Here is a 17,327-nt window from a genome sequence, read left to right as displayed (position 1 = left end):
AAACCCCCTCTCCCGCTTGGGAGCAGACACCAGTGATCTTCCGTCCCCCATTCGCGAAGCTTTTGTCAGCCAAGCGAAACGGGGGACACGGTGTCCAAGCGAGATCCTTTTCTTGATGTGGTCAGGGTTCTGGCCATCGTGCTGGTGGTGTTCCAGCACTGGCTCGTGCCGGTGCTCGGCTGGAACGGCACCGAACTGACCACGGGGAACGCTTACGCCACACCAGGTTGGTGGGCACTGACCTGGGTCGGCCAAGTGATGCCGTTGGTGTTCTTCGCCGGTGGTGCGGCGAACCTGTTGTCGCTGCGGTCGCACCGCGGCCGGGGCGGCTCGGACCGGGACTGGCTCTCGGCCCGGGTGCACCGCCTCGCGGTCCCGATGCTCCCGTTGATCGGCGTGTGGCTGCTCCTGCCGCACCTGCTGACCATGCTGGACGTGCCGTCGCAGCCGTTGGACGTGGGCAGCGCGGTGGTCGGCCAGTTGCTGTGGTTCATGGCCGTGTACCTCGCAGCGATCCTCGTGACGCCGTGGCTGATCAAGGCTCAGGAGCGCTACGGCATGCGCGTGTTCGCGGCTCTGGTCGGGGCGGCTGTGCTCGTCGACGTGCTGCGCTTCAGCGGTGTACCGATGGCCGGGTTCCTCAACGCTGGCTTCGTGTGGCTCGCGGTGCACCAGCTCGGCTTCCACTACGCCAACAACCCGCCGTCGATGCGGGCGGCCGGGGCGATGGCCGCGACGGGCTTCGGCCTGACCGCCTTGCTGGTCGCGTTCGGACCGTACCCGCTGAGCATGATCGGCATGCCGGGCGCTCCGGTGTCGAACGCGGGCCCGCCGACCACGTGCCTGATCACGCTCGGCGTCGGCCAGATCGGCCTCATCCTGCTGGCCAGGCCGTTGATCCGGTCGCTGGTCGCGCGTCCCGCCGCCGCACGGGCGCTGACCTGGGTCGGTGCCCGGTCGATGAGCCTCTACCTGTGGCACATGTCCGCGATGGTCGCGGTGGCCGGTGTGTGGACGATCGGCCTCGGCTACAGCACGCCGGCCCCCGGCAGCGTCCTCTGGTTCGCGGTCCTGCCCCTGTGGATCGGTTCGTGCGCCGCGGTGTTGTACGGCCTGCTGCGGGCGTTCGGCCGGTTCGAGGCCCAGGCACCAGGGCCGCTCGTGCTCCAGCCACCCGCGTTGCAGGTCATGCTCGGTACGGCGGTGATCGCCGCGGGCACATTGGGGATCGCGGCGACCGGGTTCGCTCCCGGCAGCGGTGTGATGCCGGTCGGCGCGTCGGTGTGGAGCGCGGTCGTCCTGAGTGGACTGCTCGCGGTGCGCTACCGGCTACCTTCGGTCAGCCTCGTCCGCAATGCCTAGGTCGTGACTCGGGGGCCTCGAGGCGCGGCCTAGCAACCGCGCTGGGGTGTCGTGCAGCACGGCCCTGAGGAACTCGGGGCCGAGCCGCTCGTCCCGGGCAGCCCAACCGGCGATCACTTCGATCTGGTGTGCGTACTCGTACGGGATGTTCGGGTAGTCGGTGCCGAGCACGACCCGGTCCGGGTGACGGGCCAGCAGGGCAGGGAAGTCGTCCGGCACGGGCGCCCCGAAGTCGACCCCGACCATGGTGGTGTCGACGTACACGTTCCGGTAGCGGCTGACCAGGTCGAACGCCGCGTCGAAATCCGGCATCCCGGCGTGCGCGAGGACGAGGGTGAGCTCCGGGTGGCGTGCCAGCACCTCGCCGAAGATGTCCAGACCGGTGAACGCGCCGCGGAGCGGGCCGTGTCCACAGTGCACAACCACGGGCACGCCCGCCTCGGCGAGCATCCCCCACGCGCCGTCCAGTTCGGACGTCCTCGGGTCGTAGCCGCCGATCTGGACGTGGGCCTTCACGCACCGCGCCCCCGCGTCCAGCGCCTTGGCCAGGTACGCGTCGACCTCGGGCTCGGGGAAGAACGTCGCGGCGAGCACGGCCCCCTCGGTGCGGGCGGTGAAGTCGCGGGTCCACTCGTTCAGCCACTCCGCCATGCCCGGCTTGTGCGGGTACGCCAGCGGCGCGAACCGGGTGACGCCGAACGACCGCAGCAGCCGGACCCGTTCGTCCTCGTCGAACCGGTACTGGACCGGCCATTCGAGGCCGTAGTTCTCGCGGGCGTTGTCGAAGTACGCCCACACCTTGTCCAGGACGGACTGCGGCATGAAGTGGACGTGGATGTCGACGATGCCGGGCAGGCCGAGCCCGGTCACGAACGACCGGAGCTCGGAATCCCTCACCAGCCACCGCCGCGCTTGCGGGCGCGGCCGACGGCTTTGACCATCTCGCGCTCGGCCGTTCGCTTGGCCAGCGCCTGCCGCTTGTCGTAGGCACGCTTACCCCTGGCCAGCGCCAGCTCGACCTTGACCTTGCCGTCCTTGAAGTACATCGACAACGGCACCAGGCTCAGGCCGCTCTCCTTGGTCTTGCCGATCAGCTTGAGGATCTCGCCCTTGTGCAACAGCAGCTTGCGCCGCCGCCGGGGCTCGTGGTTGGTCCACGTGCCCATCTCGTACTCGGCGATGTGCAGTCCACGCAGCCACACCTCGCCGTCGTCGACCGTGGCGAACGCGTCGACCAGCGAGGCGCGGCCGATCCGCAGGCTCTTGACCTCGGTCCCGACCAACACGATCCCGCACTCGTAGGTGTCGAGGATCTCGTAGTCGTGCCGCGCCTTCCGGTTCGACGCGATCACCTTCTGACCACGTTCTTTCGCCATGACTATGAACTCTACGACACCGCGCGAACGGTTAAGTTCGCACGTAGAGCCGCAGGGTGACGTAGCCGGTGATGGCCGAGATCAAGATCGCCACGGCCACCAGGATCGGCGCGACCGGCCAGAAGATGTCCAGCATCTCGATCTTCGGGATGATGCCGGCGGAAATCGGTTCGGCGAGGACGTTGTCGACGAAGATCCCCTTGATACCGACGAGACCGGCGACCGCGAGGACCGCACCGACAAGGCCGGCGACCACCGCCTCCAAGAGGAACGGCAGCTGTGTGTACCAGCGCGTCGCACCGACGAGGCGCATGATGCCGACTTCCGTCCGCCTGGTGAACGCCGAGACCTGGATCGTGTTGGAGATCAGCAGCAACGCCGCGATGGCCTGGATGGCCGCGACCACCCACGTGGCGTTCCGGACGCCGTTGAGCACGCCGAAGAACCGTTCGAGGAAGATGCCCTGGTCCTCGACGCTGCTGATCCCCGGTTTGTTGCTGTAGGTCTGGACGATCACGTTGGCCCGGTCGGGGTTCTTCAGCTTCAGGTGGAAGGTGCCGGGCAGCGCTTCCTTCCTGGTCAGATCCAGCAGCTCGGGCTGTCCCGAGAAGACCCGCTTGAACCGTTCGAAGGCCTCGTCCTGGTTCTCGTACCTGGTTTCCTCGACGTTGGCGTCCTGCTCGAGAGCGGACTTGATGCCCGCACACGGCTGCGCCGTGCAGCCCTTGTCCGTGCCGCTGATGTCCTTGTTCAGGTACACGTTCACTTCGACCTCGTCGCCGAAGTTGTCGCGCATATGGTCGATCATGCGCACCACCAGCAGACCGCCCCCCAGCAGTCCGAGCGAGATGGCGGTGGTCAGGATCATCGCAACGGTCATCGTGACGTTGCGCCGAAGCCCGGTCAGTACCTCGGACAACACGAAACTGAAACGCATCGGTGCGGGTTTCCTCGCAGGTCGGGGGATTTACTAAGGCTTAGCGGCCTACGCCGTAGACGCCTCGGGCGTCGTCCCTGATGACCCTGCCGAACGCGAGCTCGACGACTCTGCGGCGCATCGAGTCCACGATGGAGTGGTCGTGGGTGGCCATCAGCACTGTGGTGCCGGTGCGGTTGATCCGCTCCAGCAGCAGCATGATGTCCTGGCTGGTGTCGGGGTCGAGGTTTCCCGTCGGCTCGTCGGCCAGCAGCATCAGCGGCCGGTTGACGAACGCGCGCGCGATCGCCACACGCTGCTGCTCACCGCCGGACAGCTCGTTGGGCATGCGGTTCGCCTTGCCGTCGAGCCCGACCAGCTCCAGCACCTCGGGCACGACCTTCTTGATGGTGTGCGAGGGCTTGCCGATCACCTCGAGCGCGAACGCCACGTTCTCCGCCACGGTCTTGTTGACCAGCAGTCGGAAGTCCTGGAACACGCACCCGATGGACTGCCGCAGCCGGGGGATCCGGCGGCGGGACATCCGGGTGATGTCGAAGTTGTTGACGTAGAGCTTGCCCTTGGACGGCACTTCTTCGCGCAGCAGCAAGCGCAGGAAGGTGGACTTCCCCGAGCCGGACGGGCCGATCAGGAAGACGAACTCCCCCTTGTCCATGTCCACCGAGACGTCGTCCAGCGCGGGGCGCGTCGACGTCTTGTAGTTCTTGGAAACATGTTCAAGCCGGATCACGGTCGCGGAGTCTACCCACGACCGTTATCCGCCTGTTGCCTTGGTGGGGTCCAACACCCTCAGTTAGTGCGTCGCCACCGGATTCCGGCCTCGAGGAAGCCGTCGATGTCGCCGTCGAGCACGGCGGAGGGATTCCCCACTTCGTACTCGGTGCGCAGGTCCTTGACCATCTGGTACGGGTGCAGGACGTACGAGCGCATCTGGTTTCCCCAGCTAGAGCCGCCGTCGCCCTTGAGCTCGTCCATCTTGGCCTGCTCCTCCTGGCGCTGGCGCTCGAGCAGCTTGGCCTGCAGGACGGCCATCGCGGACGCCTTGTTCTGCAGCTGCGACCGCTCGTTCTGGCACGAGACGACGATTCCGGTCGGTATGTGCGTGATGCGTACCGCGGAGTCGGTCGTGTTCACGCCCTGGCCGCCGGGGCCGGAGGAGCGGTAGACGTCGATGCGCAGTTCCTTCTCGTCGATGTCGACGTGGTCGGACTGCTCGACCACCGGGACGACCTCGACACCGGCGAAGGAGGTCTGCCTGCGGCCCTGGTTGTCGAACGGCGAGATCCGCACCAGCCGGTGGGTGCCTTGTTCGACGGAAAGCGTGCCGTACGCGAAGGGCGCGGAGACCTTGAAGGTGGCGGACTTGATCCCGGCTTCCTCGGCGTAGGAGGTGTCGTAGACCTCGGTCGGGTAGCCGTGCCGCTCGGCCCAGCGCGTGTACATGCGCAACAGCATCTCGGCGAAGTCCGCCGCGTCGACGCCGCCCGCTTCGGAACGGACGGTGATCAGGGCGTCACGCTCGTCGTATTCGCCGGACAGCAGCGTACGAACCTCGAGCGAGGAGATGTCGGAGCGCAGCTTGTCCCGCTCCGCGTCCGCCTCGGCGAGGCTGCCGTCGTCGCCCTCGTCCTCAGCCAGCTCGTAGAGCACCGGGAGGTCGTCGAGGCGTTGCCGCAGCTCGGACACCCGGCGGAGCTCTCCCTGCTTGTGGGAGAGCTGGCTGGTCACCTGCTGCCCCTTCTCCGGGTCGTCCCAGAGGTCGGGGCGCGCGGCCTGCTGCTCCAGCTCGGTCACCTGAGCGCGCAGCGCATCGAGATCCGTCACCGCCTCGATGCTCGACAACGTGGCGGAGAGATCGTTCAGGTCTGCTGCGACGTCCGGGTTCACGGCCAAGAAGGTTACGTCAGACCGCGTGCCGGTGCGTTGCCGGTCGGCCATTTGGCGCCGACCGGCTCCTTTCGTTCAGTCTTTCGGGACCGCGTCGAGCAGTTTCAGCGCCGCACGGGCACGGGCCACCGCGAACTCGCCAATCGCCTTCGCGTAGGTGTCGTCAGTGCTCTTGACCGAGTTGCGTGCCTCCTCCAGCTCGGCGTTGTACGCCTGCCGGGCGGAGTCGACGAGCGCGGTGCGCTGCTTGGCGGTCAGGTTGCTGGCGTGCACGAGGCGCAGGATCAGCGGGCTGCGCAGGTGGTCTGGACCGGGCTCCGAGGCAAGCCAGGTCTTGAAGGCCTTCTTGCCCGCGGCCGTGATCAGGTACTGCTGGCTGGAGCGGGGGCCCTGCTTGCCGAGTCGGACGAGACCGGCGTCGGCCAGCGCGGGGAGCTCGCGGTAGACCTGGCTGCGCGTGACGCTGAAGAACGCGCCAAAGCGCTCACGGGCCACCGCGACCAGCTGGCCACCCGTCTTCGGGCCGTCATGGAGCAAGCCGAGCAGAGCCGCGGCTGTTGCGTTCAATTCAGACACGTAACCACCGTGCCATGAATTTCGCTCGCTGTCCACAATGGGCAGGGCATCTGTCCACAATGGCTTCACCGTCACCCGGATGTCGCAAGTACACCCGATTGGCTCAGTAGCCCTTCCGCCGCACCCACTCCGACCAGGCACGAAGCCATTCGTCCTGTCCCGTCATGAGCTCCGCGTGCCAGCGCCGCAACGAATCATCGTGCTGTGAAGAACTTCTTTCCTGATGTGCGAACGGGTCCGGAGTCCAGGTGCGTTGGGACGCCCACACGGTCCGCCAGGTCTCCTGCGCGGGCCTGGAGAGCAGTTCGAGGCGCATCCCGGTCCAGTACAAGAGAGTCTCCGTAACAGCGGCGTCGCGGAGTCGCTTGTTGGCGAACCAGCTCGCCTTCTCCTGCAAACGGCCCAACTGGTTCACCAGAATGGTCACTGCCTCGTTAGCGTCCTGTCTGGACTGATCGGCCAGATGCATCTGCGCCCGGACAGCCGCTTCCCAGAGTTCTCCGTGCTTGCGGGCGTTCGCGCGCAGCCGCGGCGGGCGTCCCTGGCGCGCCGCGGCTTCCAGCTGCCTGCTGCGCGCGAGAGTCGCTTCGATGAGCGAACGATGTGCTGTGGCCACGTCAAACGGCCGGTCGATGATCGGCATCGTCGGCGGGTTGGTGCGCAGATCCCGCAGATACTCCCTACGCCCGCGAAGGAACGACTCGATGTCCGGCACGGCGACGAGGTGCGTCGCGGCGGGCTCCCACTCCCTGGCGACGACGATGACGTCGGAATCCTGATGCCAGCAACGGGCGGCCCACATCTTGCGCCTGGTGCGCAGCAGCGAAGCGGGTCGCGGCGTTCCGTTCACGACGATGTGCGCGGGGACCGGATCACCGCCGACCGGACCGTCGTCACCCATGCTGTCCAGCAGGTTCTCCAAGAAGTAGCGGAGATCCGGCGGGCTGGTGCGGGTGCGCAGCCAGCGCGCGGTGTGCACCTGGACGAGCGGTCCACTCGGCCGCATCAGGTCGCCATAGGCCAGTCCGACGCTTTCCACGACACCGTCGTCGATCTCGGCCTCGCCGACCAAACGCGGCTGCGGCGCGGGTTCGGCCATCCCGAGCAACGGCAACGAGCTCGCCCGGACCAGGCGCTCATACTCAGCCTCTTGCCGGGAAAACAAGGCCTCCATCTCCGGTGAGGGTGGCACGAGCTCCATGTGCTCAGTGTGCCAGCTCAGCCACTCGCCGAACATGGTCGGCGCGCCGGTCGGCCCGTGTTCGACGGCCAACGGTCGACCGGACAACATCAAGTAGCGCAGTGCGTTCGGCCGATTACCGCACGTGTCAGCGTTGTGGACTCCACAGTGGACATCAATTGCCCTCGGTGATCGACGGTATACCAATGCGTTAACCGACAACGGTTTCCACTCGGAACACCGCGAACCGGCTGCGTCCCAAGCGAACGCCGAACCAGTCGTGATGGGACGCCGACTTGACGAAGTACGGATGCCACACCCGCCACCACCGTCCGCCCGCGAAGCGACTGGGCCGCTCACGGTGCGGGCGCACAGAGGAAGAAACAACCCGGATGGACGAACGCCACCAGTCACAGTGGAGCAGCGAGGGACCCTCTATTGAGAACAACTCTGGGAAAAACGGGAAAACGCGCACCCACACACCAAAAGCTGGTAAAAGCGAGTCGCGCCCAGCGCTGGATCAGAAGGAGCTCGCACCGTGGGGGGCTTGGGGGGCTCGGCCCCTCAAAATAAACGAAGCGAGCCACGGAAGGTGCGAAAGCACCGACCATGGCTCGCCCACTCGCGTAGCGGGGACAGGATTTGAACCTGCGACCTCTGGGTTATGAGCCCAGCGAGCTACCGAACTGCTCCACCCCGCGTTGGTTGCTTTTAGCTTACTGGTGGGTTGCGGGTTGGGCAAATCGGGTGGCTCTTAGGTGTCCGCCGTCACTCTGTCAGCCTCCACCTGGTGGGGTTGGGGATGACGGTGGGTTGCTTGCCGGGGGTTGTGGTTGTTGGGTGTTCGCGGCTTTGGCTTGCTCGTACTTCTTTGTCGCCGCGTCGAGTTCTTCGATTGCCTTGCCGATTTCGGCGAGGCCTCCGCCGCCTTGTTGTGCCGTCCTCAGTTTCGCCAGTGCCGAGGTGATGTCGTTGATCGCCGCGTTGAGCTCTGGCGATGCGCCGCCTCCGTTGTTGGGCGGGGCTGGTGTGTTGCTTGATGGTGGCGGCGTTGTTGTCGGCGGTTGGGTCGACTCGTTTCCTTGACCCGGTTGGGTTGTGGAGGATCCGCTGCCCGGCCCGAACACTTGGTCGAGTGCTTCGGACAGCGTCGCCGCGAATCCGACCCTGTTCTTGTAGGCCACGAGGACGCGCGCCAGTTGCGGGAAGGCGTTGACGTCTTTCTGCTGCAAGTAGATCGGTTCGACGTAGATCAGGCCGCCGCCGACGGGGAGGGTCAGCAGGTTTCCGTACCGCACGTCGACGCCCGTGTTCTGGAACAGGGTTCTTTCCTGAGTGAACTTGTCCGTGGTCCGCATCTGGTTCTGGACCTGGTTGGGACCTGGTGTCGGGTTGCCCTGGGTCGGTAGTCGCAGCACCTTGAACTGACCGTAGTCCTCAGGTTCGGAGGACACCGAGACCCATGCGGCCAGGAACTGTTGCCGAAGCGCGGTGAGCGCGCTGGTTACCTGGAACGTGGGTTTGTCCTGACCTGGCGCCTGGGCGAGCACGTAGTACGGCGGCTGTTTGGCTGCGGCGCCGCTGTCGCTGCCTTCCTTGGTCGGGTCGGAGGGCACGTCCCAGAAGCTCAGCTGGGAGAAGAAGTCCTGCGCCGTGGTCACGTGGTATCGCGCCAGGAGGTCGCGCTGGACCTTGAACAAGTCTTCCGGATAGCGGAAGTGCTGTTTCAGCGACTGGGGCACTTCGGATGCGGGCTTCACCGTGCCGGGGAAGACGCCGGACCATGCTTTGAGCACCGGGTCCTTGTCATCGATGCCGTACAGCGTCACTGAGCCGTCGTACGCGTCGACTGTGGCTTTCACCGAGTTACGGATGTAGCCGATCTTCTTGTCCTGCTGGCGCGGTACTCCGGCGAGGGAGTCGGACGTGACCTGGCCGAGGGAGGTCGACTGCGAGTACGGGTAGTTGTCCAGCGTCGTGTAGCCGTCGACGATCCACTGGATGCGCCCATCGATGACCGCCGGGTACGGGTCCGTGTCGACCGTCAGCCACGGGGCGGCCTTCTTGACGCGCTCGCGTGGGTCACGGTTGTACATGATCTTCGAGCCTTCACCGATACCGGTGTTGAACAGGATGTTGCGCTCGCCCTCGTAGGCCGCGAACACCAGCCTGTTGAACAGCCCGTCGATCGGGACGCCGCCCTTGCCCTTGTACAGGTATTTGGACTCGCCGACAGGGTCGTACTCTCCCGGCGCCTCCCCCGGCTTGCCGCCGACGATCGCGTACGTCGTCGCCAGTTCGCCGTAGTAGATCCGCGGTTCGGTGACCGGGATGTCCATCTTCTCTTTTTTGTCGATCGCGTTCAGGTCGCTGACCGTGAACAGCGGGTACCCGCCCTGCTGACTGGCGTTGGCGCCGGTCGCACCGACCGCGGTGGGCGCACGGTCGATCGTGTTCGCCGGCGCGGCCACGAAGCCGTTGCCGTGCGTGTAGACCATGTGCCGGTTGATCCACGAGTTCTGTTGCTCGGTCAGCCCGGACGTCTTGATCTCGCGGACCGCCACGACGTAGTCCTGCACCTTGCCGTTGACCTTGTACCGGTCGACGTCCAGCTTGTCGGGGAAGCCGTAGAAGTTGGCTCGCGCCTCTCGCTGGGTGAACGTCGGTGCCAGGATGCCCGGGTCGAGCAGCCGGACGTTCGGAATGGTGCCCTTGTCGTTGCGGATCTCGGCCGACGACGGCTCGGAGGCGGCCGCCTTCGGATAGTCCTCGATCTTGACCTTGTCGTCGGTCAGCCCGAACGCTTCCTTCGTGGCCACGAGGTTGCGTTCGATCGACTTCGCTTCCTTCTCGTTGGCGTTCGGCTTGACCGAGAACTGGTCGAGCACGGCGGGCCACGCCACACCCACGAGCAGGCCGGACAGCACGAGCAGCACCAACGCGATCGCGGGGAGCTGCAGGTTGCGCAGGAACGCGCCGACGAAGAACGCGATGGCGCAGAAGATCGCGATCGACATCAGGATCAGCTTGGCGGGCATCACCGCGTTGAGGTCGGTGTACGTCGCACCGGTGAAGGTGTCGTTGCGGGCGGAGTACAGCAGCTCGTAGCGGTCGAAGAAGTAGTCGACCGCGTAGACCAGCACGAACAAGCCCGCCACGGTGGACAGGTGTACCCGCGCGGGGCCGGAGAGCTGCCCGCCGCGACCGGCCAGGCGGATGCCGCCGAAGATGTAGTGCGTGATCACCGCGCCGATGAACGCGACGACGAGCGCGACGTAGAACCAGCTGATCAGCCACTCGTAGAACGGCAGTTTGAAGGCGTAGAAGCCGATGTCGATGCCGAACTCGGGGTCGACCTTGCCGAACGGGACGGCGTTGAACAGCAGCTGCACGCGCTGCCAGTCGCCCTGCGCCGCCCAGCCCGCGATGATTCCGGTGACGACCGGCAGCCCGATGCCGAACAGGCGGATCCGCTGCACGATGGTCGAGCGGTATCTGGCGAGCGGATCCTCCGCGCCGGACACGGGCACGAACACCGGCCGGGTCCGGTAGGCGATGGTCAGGCTGACCGCCAGCAGGCCGCCGACGAAGACGGCGACCGCGAAGAACAACCCGATCCTGGTGAGGATCTCGGTGGTGAACACCGACCGGAAGCCGACCTCGCCGAACCACAGCCAGTCGACGTAGGTGTCGATGAGCCGGGCTCCGACGATGAGCAGTAGGACGATCACCGCCGCGATGGTCAGCAGGATGCGGCTGCGGCGAGACAGCTTCGGCAAGCCGATCGAGGGCCGAGAGGCCACTGGACACGCTCCTGGATAGCGAACTTGAGTCTGGCTGACAGCCGTGCACTGAAAACAGCTGTCCTAGATGTCCAACTCTACGGACGGAGTTCCGGTTCCCGTCACCGGCTGGGGGAATGCGACGATGACCGCCGTGTCGAGCACTACAGACGGCCTGCCCGCGCTCGCGGTAGAGGTCGAGCAGTTCGTGGCCGCGGCGGGCTGGGACCAGCCTCCGCAGCTGTTCGCCCTGGTCCCGACCGCCGAGCTGCTGCGGATGCAACCCGAATTGGCTGGTCAGCTCGACGAGGGATCGGCGCTGACCCCCATCGCGCAGGATTCGTTGCCGGATGGTGACCTCGGCGCGGCGCTCGCGGGCATCATGTGGCCGGACGCGGTGGCGGGGTGTGCGTTGGTCCAGGAGATCGTGGTGCTCCCACCTGCGGCGGAAGCCGAGATGACCGAGTCGGGCGAGGACGAGGCCAGGCTGCGGCAACTGGCGGCCGACCACCCCGAGCGTCAGGAGGCGCGCCTGGTCGCCGCGGTGCTACGCGACGGCGGTGAGGCGTGCGTGATGCGCCTGCGTGACCACGACGACCTGCTGAAAGGTGCCGACCTGGCGCCGAACCTGACCGCGGCTCTGCACGCCACCTTCAACTGACCTGCATCTCAACAGCCGGGGACGGGCCTGCCCGCCTTGCGGTCCTCGAGCGCCTTGACGGCTCCGTCCAGGGTCTCGACCTTGATCAGCTGGAGTCCCGGCGGCGGGTCGGCCTTGGCCTCCGCGCAGTTCGCGGCGGGCACGAGGAACGTCTTCGCGCCGTCCTCGGCGGCCGCGACCAGCTTGAACCCGATTCCGCCGATCGGGCCGACGTTGCCCTTGACGTCGATCTCGCCGGTGCCCGCGACGGGCTGGCCACCGGCGAGGTCGTCGGGGGTGAGCCGGTCGACGATCGCCAGCGAGAAGATCAGCCCGGCGGACGGGCCGCCGACGTCCTGCAGGTGGATGGTGGTCTTGAACGGCACGTCGGGCCGGTCGATGCCCTTGATGCCCATGAAGCCCTGCACGCGGTCGTCCGGTGCCTTGCCGAGGGTGACCGACACGGTCTTGTCCTGGCCGCCCCGCTGCAGCGCGACCTGGATCGGCTGGCCGGGCCTGGTGTTCTCGATCGCGGCGATCACGTCGTCCTGCTGGGTGATCGCGCGGCCGTTGACGTTGAGCAGCCGGTCCCCCGGTTCGATGACCTTGTCGGCGGGCGCGCCGGACGTGACCTCCGCGACCACGACCTTCATCGGCTTCTTCAGGTGGCGCATGGCGGCGGTCTCGGCGTCGCTCTGCGAATCCTGAAACATTTTCACGTTTTGCTGCTGGACGTCCTCTTCGGTCTGTCCAGGCTTGATGTACTCCTCACGCGGCGCGAGCGCGTACCGGCCGCTGACCCACAGACCGAACGCGCTGAACAGCGTGACCTCGCGCTTGAGCGACACCGTCGTCATCCGCAGCTGACCGGTCGTCTCGTAGGTCTGCGCTCCGTCGACCTGCACGATCTGGGTCTTGTTGACAGCGCCCAGCGTGTCGTACGTCGGACCGGGCCCGAGCGCGACGAACGGCACAGGCACGAATGCCCCGACCAGCCCGAGCGTGATCACGATCAGGAAGCTCAGCAGCACAGTCCAGCCACGCCGGGAGATCTGCCAGCGCTCGTCCCGCGTCCGCTTGTCCGCGGTCGAGCCGGTCTCAGGCGTCGCCTCTTTGCTGGGAGTACTCACGAGGCAACAGCCTACGACGACGACACCCCGCGTACCGTGGAGGTATGAACGAGCTCCCCTTCGGCTTCAACCTGCCGGAGCCCGATGACAAAGGCAAGAAGGATTCGTCCGGCAAGCAGCCGGGCGGCGGGCAGGAGAACCCGTTCGACGCGTTCAGCCAGCTCGGGCAGATGCTCAGCCAGCTGGGGCAGATGCTCAGCCAGGCGGGCACGTCGGCCGGGCCGGTTAACTACGACCTGGCGAAACAGATCGCCATGCAGCGGCTCGCCGAGACCGAACCCGCAGGCGCCGAGTCGCCGGAGGCGGTGGCCGACGCGGCCCGCCTCGCGGAGGTCTGGCTGGATGCCGCGACGATCCTGCCAGCGGGTGCGCAGTCCACCAAGTCGTGGACCGCGAAGGACTGGGTCGAGAAGACCCTGCCGACCTGGCAGCGGCTGTGCGATCCGGTGGCGCGGCGGATGTCCGGCGCCTGGGTCGAGGCGCTGCCCGCCGAGGCGAAGGACGCGGCCGGACCACTGTTGTCGATGGTCGGCCAGATGGGTGGCATGGCGTTCGGCTCGCAGCTGGGCAACGCACTGGCCCAGCTCGGCGCGGAGGTGCTGACCTCGACCGACATCGGCCTGCCGCTCGGCCCCGAGACGACCGGTGCTCTGCTTCCGGCGAACATCTCGAAGTTCAGCGAGGGCCTCGAGCGGCCGGCCAGCGAGGTCCTCGTGTTCCTCGCGGCGCGCGAAGCCGCACACCAGCGCCTGTTCGCGCACGTCCCGTGGCTGCGGCAGCGCCTGCTGGCCACGGTCGAGGAGTTCGCCAGCGGCATCACCGTGGACACCTCTGCCCTGGAGCAGCTCGCGACCCAGATCGACCCGGCCAACCCGCAGTCGATCGAGCAGGCCATGCAGTCCGGCGTGCTCGAGCCCCAGACCACGCCGGAGCAGCAGGCCGCGCTCACCCGTCTGGAGACCCTGCTCGCCCTGGTCGAGGGCTGGGTCGACGTGGTGGTCGCGGACGCCGTCGGCGACCGGCTGCCCGGAGCCGACGCGCTGCGCGAGACGCTGCGCAGGCGGCGTGCGTCCGGCGGACCGGCCGAGCAGACCTTCGCCACGCTGGTGGGCCTCGAGCTGCGTCCGCGCAAGCTCCGGGCGGCCGCCGCGCTGTGGCGGCTGGTCGGCGACAAGCACGGGATCGAGAAGCGGGACGGCATCTGGGCGCACCCGGACCTGGTGCCCACAGCCGCCGACCTGGACGAGCCGCTCGACTTCGCCGACCGCGTCGGCGCGACCTCGGACATGGACCCCATCGCCGAGCTGGAGCGGACCCGGCGCAAGGACGGCGAGAAGGACGCGGACGACGACAAGGAGTCCTGACCCGGCTGGAGGCCACCCCTGCGACGGGGATGGCCTCCAGGTCGTCCGGGCGTCAGTCCTCGATCATCGGCCCCGACCCCGCGGCGGCGGCGAGACCCTCGAGATACCCGATGGCCCGCTCCGTCTTGGGATAACGCTGCACCAGACCCCAGAACTCACTGTCATGCCCCGGCACGAGCAGATGCGCCAGTTCGTGCACCAGCACGTAGTCCAGGACCCATGACGGCACCTCCCTCAGTCGCTCGCTGATCCGGATCGTCCGGTCAACGGGCGTGCAGGATGCCCAACGCGTCCGCATCGGCGGCACCCAACGAACACTCAGCGGTACGGCTTCGCCGTTCAGATGTCGCGTCGAGAGCTCCGCGCACCTGAGGAGCAGCGCGTTGTCCGACGTCCGCGCCGGGGAGCGGCGGCGGGACTCGCTGCGCAGCAGGCGACGTTGCATCTCAGCGACCCAATGCACTTCTTCTTTCTTGGTCATCCGCGCAGGCAGCAGGACGATCAGAGCATCGCCCTCCCGGTACGCGGTGACTGTCCGAGTACGCCGCTTGCTGCGACGTACTTCGACGACTGGTTCGGCCACGCGACAACGGTACGACCAACCACCGACAATTTGGGACCTGCCATGAGGGTGACCTTCTACCCACAGCCCCCTGTGGACAAACGTTTGTGTCGCGCGGGATCCCTTGTCAGCCTTAGGGTATGTCGCATGGTGGAAGGTCGTTGCCACGTCGGCCCAAGGTGCTCACGGGCCTGCCGGTCCTGCGTCGTGGCGACGGCGAGATCCAGCTGGGCCTCGATCCCCGGCACGGGGTCGTGATCGGTGGAGTAACCAAACCGGTTGCGGAGAGTATCCAGAATCTGGACGGCCGGACGAGAACGAGACAGCTGCTGGACAAAGCGCCACCGGACGACCGGCCCGCGTTGTCCAGTCTGCTGCGGGAGCTGCACGGGCTCGGCCTCGTCGAGGACGTCACCGGTACCGGAGTCCCCGGACGCCTGGCCGCGGACGCGGCGACGTGGTCGTTGCGGACGGGGAAACGACCGGGCCAGTTGGCCGCGAAGCGGTCCGCTTCGTCGGTGCTCGTGCACGGATCCGGCCGGGTCGGCATCACCATGGCGCAATTGCTCGTCACCGCCGGTGTCGGTGTGGTGCGGTTCACCGCGGACGGGGCCGTCGAGCCCGAGGACACCGGCTGCGGATACCGCGACGAGGACATCGGCAAGCCGCGCGCCGACGTGGCGCGGGCGTTGTTGCCGCAGGTCCAACCGGGACGCCCGGATCTGGTCGTGCTGACCGACGCCGCCGTTCCCGCTCCCGAACTGGTCGCGCGACTGCTGGCTGACGGGACGCCACACCTGAGCGTGCGGGTTCGTGAGGGCACCGGGATCGTCGGGCCGTTCGTCGTGCCGGGGCGCAGCAGCTGCCTCGGCTGCGCGGACCTGCATCGAGCGGATCTCGACCAGGACTGGCCGTCGGTGGCAGCACAGCTGGTCGGCCAGCGGCAGCACGCCGATCTCATGTGCGCGCACGCGACAGCCGCGCTCGGCGCGGAGCAAGCCATGCGTGCGCTCGAATGGCTGTCCGCAGGGGGTGGACGACCAACTGTCTGGAACACCACGATCGAACTGGACCCGTTCCATGGCAAGTTGGAACAGCGGCCTTGGCCGCCACACGCGCACTGCGGGTGTGGCGCTCGATTGTGAAATGGCTGCGACAGAGGCGTTCTACAGGGGAGAATCACCTAGTGAACGAGATGCCGCGCAAGACCGTCGCCAGAACGGCACGGCTCGCCAGCCTCCCGTTGGGGGTCGCCGGCCGGGTGGTCGGCAGCTGGGGCAAACGCCTCGCGGGCCAGGACGCCGCCGAGGTGAACGCCCAGATGTCGGCGAAGACCGCCGAGCAGCTGTTCTCGGTGTTGGGGCAGCTCAAGGGCGGTGCCATGAAGTTCGGCCAGGCGCTGTCGGTGTTCGAGGCAGCCGTACCGGACGAGCTGGCCGCGCCCTACCGCGAGGCGCTCACCAAGCTGCAGACGGCCGCGCCGCCGATGAGCGCGAAGGCGACCCATCGCATGCTCGCCGAGCAGCTGGGCCGGTCGTGGCAGTCGAGATTCGCGGAATTCGACGACACGCCCGCGGCGTCGGCGAGCATCGGCCAGGTGCATCGCGGCATTTGGCACGACGGACGGCCGGTCGCGGTGAAAGTCCAATATCCGGGCGCCGACGAGGCGTTGATGTCCGATTTAAGGCAATTGTCCCGCTTCAGCCGGTTGTTTCAGGCTTTGGTGCCCGGGACCGAGATCAAGCCCCTGCTCGCCGAGCTGACCGACCGGATGACCGAGGAGCTGGACTACCGCCAGGAAGCCGCCAACCAGCGCGCGGTCGCCGCGGCGTACGACGGCGACAAGCACTTCATCGTCCCGAAGGTGGTCGCCAGCGCACCGAAGGTACTGGTCAGCGAATGGACGGACGGCACACCGCTCGCCAAGATCATCCGCGCGGGCACGCGGGAGCAACGGGACGCGGCCGGGTACCTGCTGGCCGAGTTCCACTACTCCGCGCCCGCGCGGGCCGGGATGCTGCACGCGGACCCGCACCCGGGCAACTTCATGATCGCCGAGGACGGCCGGATGTGCGTGATCGACTTCGGCGGCGTGGCCAAGCTGCCGGACGGCCTGCCCGCGCCGCTGGGGAAGCTGATGCGGTTCGCCATGGCCGACGACTCGGAAAGCCTGTTCCAGACCCTCCGCGACGAGGGTTTCGTGCGTCCGGGCACGCAGGTGCCCGCCGAACACGTGCACGCCTACCTGGCGCCGTTCGTGGAGCCGCTGCTGACCGAGCGGTTCCGGTTCACCAGGAAGTGGATGCAGGCGCAGGCCGAGCGGGTCGGTGATCTCGGCGGCCAGGACTTCCGCACCGGCCGGTCGCTGAACCTGCCGCCGCAGTACCTGATGATCCACCGGGTGCTGGCCGGCTCGACCGGGATCCTCTGCCAGCTCGACGCGGAGTTGCCAGCCCGCGAGATCGTCGAACGCTGGCAACCAGGTTTCAAGGCCTGACCAGCGAAAAACCAGAACGAACCAGCCATAGCCA

The 17,327-nt window shown here is 67.2% G+C and carries 15 protein-coding genes and 1 tRNA gene; 5 read left to right on the top strand and 11 right to left on the bottom strand.

Features of this window, described 5'->3' with window-relative positions:
* Positions 1–90: 90 nt before the first annotated feature.
* Positions 91–1,362 (top strand): acyltransferase family protein, encoded by a 1,272-nt coding sequence (locus ALI144C_RS01645; RefSeq protein ID WP_076985194.1) that lies wholly within the window; start codon positions 91–93, stop codon positions 1,360–1,362.
* On the opposite strand, the gene ALI144C_RS01640 is transcribed toward ALI144C_RS01645, so the two are convergent.
* The 9 genes from ALI144C_RS01640 to ALI144C_RS01600 all read right to left on the bottom strand — a co-directional run bounded on the left by ALI144C_RS01640 (position 1,330) and on the right by ALI144C_RS01600 (position 11,121).
* On the bottom strand, positions 1,330–2,259 hold the full coding sequence (locus tag ALI144C_RS01640; RefSeq protein WP_237773910.1) for an amidohydrolase family protein: 930 nt from the start codon (positions 2,257–2,259) through the stop codon (positions 1,330–1,332). The genes ALI144C_RS01645 and ALI144C_RS01640 overlap by 33 nt on opposite strands.
* Entirely contained in the window at positions 2,256–2,738 is a 483-nt protein-coding gene (smpB, locus tag ALI144C_RS01635) for an SsrA-binding protein SmpB (protein WP_076985192.1), read from the bottom strand. The genes ALI144C_RS01640 and smpB overlap by 4 nt, the downstream gene beginning before the upstream one ends.
* A gap of 31 nt (positions 2,739–2,769) precedes the next feature.
* On the bottom strand, positions 2,770–3,675 hold the full coding sequence (gene ftsX, locus ALI144C_RS01630) for a permease-like cell division protein FtsX (protein ID WP_076985191.1): 906 nt from the start codon (positions 3,673–3,675) through the stop codon (positions 2,770–2,772).
* Between the two features lie 40 nt (positions 3,676–3,715).
* Positions 3,716–4,405 (bottom strand): cell division ATP-binding protein FtsE, encoded by a 690-nt coding sequence (gene ftsE / locus ALI144C_RS01625; protein ID WP_076985190.1) that lies wholly within the window; start codon positions 4,403–4,405, stop codon positions 3,716–3,718.
* A 59-nt stretch (positions 4,406–4,464) separates the two neighbouring features.
* A complete protein-coding gene (gene prfB / locus ALI144C_RS01620) occupies positions 4,465–5,562 on the bottom strand; it encodes a peptide chain release factor 2 (protein ID WP_076985218.1) in 1,098 nt (365 codons plus the stop codon).
* A 75-nt stretch (positions 5,563–5,637) separates the two neighbouring features.
* On the bottom strand, positions 5,638–6,138 hold the full coding sequence (locus tag ALI144C_RS01615) for a PadR family transcriptional regulator (protein ID WP_076985189.1): 501 nt from the start codon (positions 6,136–6,138) through the stop codon (positions 5,638–5,640).
* A gap of 103 nt (positions 6,139–6,241) precedes the next feature.
* Positions 6,242–7,411: a hypothetical protein gene (locus tag ALI144C_RS01610; protein WP_143230318.1), complete on the bottom strand. Its 1,170-nt coding sequence runs from the start codon at positions 7,409–7,411 to the stop codon at positions 6,242–6,244.
* A gap of 534 nt (positions 7,412–7,945) precedes the next feature.
* Positions 7,946–8,019 (bottom strand) — tRNA-Met (locus ALI144C_RS01605).
* A gap of 75 nt (positions 8,020–8,094) precedes the next feature.
* On the bottom strand, positions 8,095–11,121 hold the full coding sequence (locus ALI144C_RS01600; RefSeq protein WP_076985187.1) for a UPF0182 family protein: 3,027 nt from the start codon (positions 11,119–11,121) through the stop codon (positions 8,095–8,097).
* Between the two features lie 124 nt (positions 11,122–11,245).
* Between ALI144C_RS01600 and ALI144C_RS01595 the strand changes: the two genes are divergently transcribed.
* Positions 11,246–11,761, top strand: a complete 516-nt coding sequence (locus ALI144C_RS01595) for a PPA1309 family protein (protein ID WP_076985186.1) — start codon at positions 11,246–11,248, stop codon at positions 11,759–11,761.
* A gap of 8 nt (positions 11,762–11,769) precedes the next feature.
* Here ALI144C_RS01595 and ALI144C_RS01590 read toward each other — a convergent pair whose 3' ends face one another.
* Positions 11,770–12,870: a YlbL family protein gene (locus ALI144C_RS01590; protein WP_083752613.1), complete on the bottom strand. Its 1,101-nt coding sequence runs from the start codon at positions 12,868–12,870 to the stop codon at positions 11,770–11,772.
* Between the two features lie 44 nt (positions 12,871–12,914).
* On the opposite strand from ALI144C_RS01590, the gene ALI144C_RS01585 reads away from it, so the two are divergent.
* The gene (locus tag ALI144C_RS01585) at positions 12,915–14,234 is read left to right on the top strand and encodes a zinc-dependent metalloprotease (protein WP_076985185.1); all 1,320 of its coding nucleotides are present in this window, start codon (positions 12,915–12,917) and stop codon (positions 14,232–14,234) included.
* A 52-nt stretch (positions 14,235–14,286) separates the two neighbouring features.
* Here ALI144C_RS01585 and ALI144C_RS01580 read toward each other — a convergent pair whose 3' ends face one another.
* Positions 14,287–14,817: a M48 metallopeptidase family protein gene (locus tag ALI144C_RS01580; RefSeq protein WP_076985184.1), complete on the bottom strand. Its 531-nt coding sequence runs from the start codon at positions 14,815–14,817 to the stop codon at positions 14,287–14,289.
* 140 nt (positions 14,818–14,957) lie between these two features.
* Between ALI144C_RS01580 and ALI144C_RS01575 the strand changes: the two genes are divergently transcribed.
* Positions 14,958–15,941 (top strand): ThiF family adenylyltransferase, encoded by a 984-nt coding sequence (locus ALI144C_RS01575; protein WP_237773908.1) that lies wholly within the window; start codon positions 14,958–14,960, stop codon positions 15,939–15,941.
* A 50-nt stretch (positions 15,942–15,991) separates the two neighbouring features.
* Positions 15,992–17,293 (top strand): ABC1 kinase family protein, encoded by a 1,302-nt coding sequence (locus ALI144C_RS01570; RefSeq protein ID WP_083752618.1) that lies wholly within the window; start codon positions 15,992–15,994, stop codon positions 17,291–17,293.
* Positions 17,294–17,327: the final 34 nt, after the last annotated feature.

Source organism: Actinosynnema sp. ALI-1.44 (assembly GCF_001984155.1).
Taxonomy (GTDB): Bacteria; Actinomycetota; Actinomycetes; order Mycobacteriales; family Pseudonocardiaceae; genus Kibdelosporangium.
Note: the sequence above shows the minus strand (reverse complement) of the source record. Positions and strands in the feature narration are given on the sequence as shown.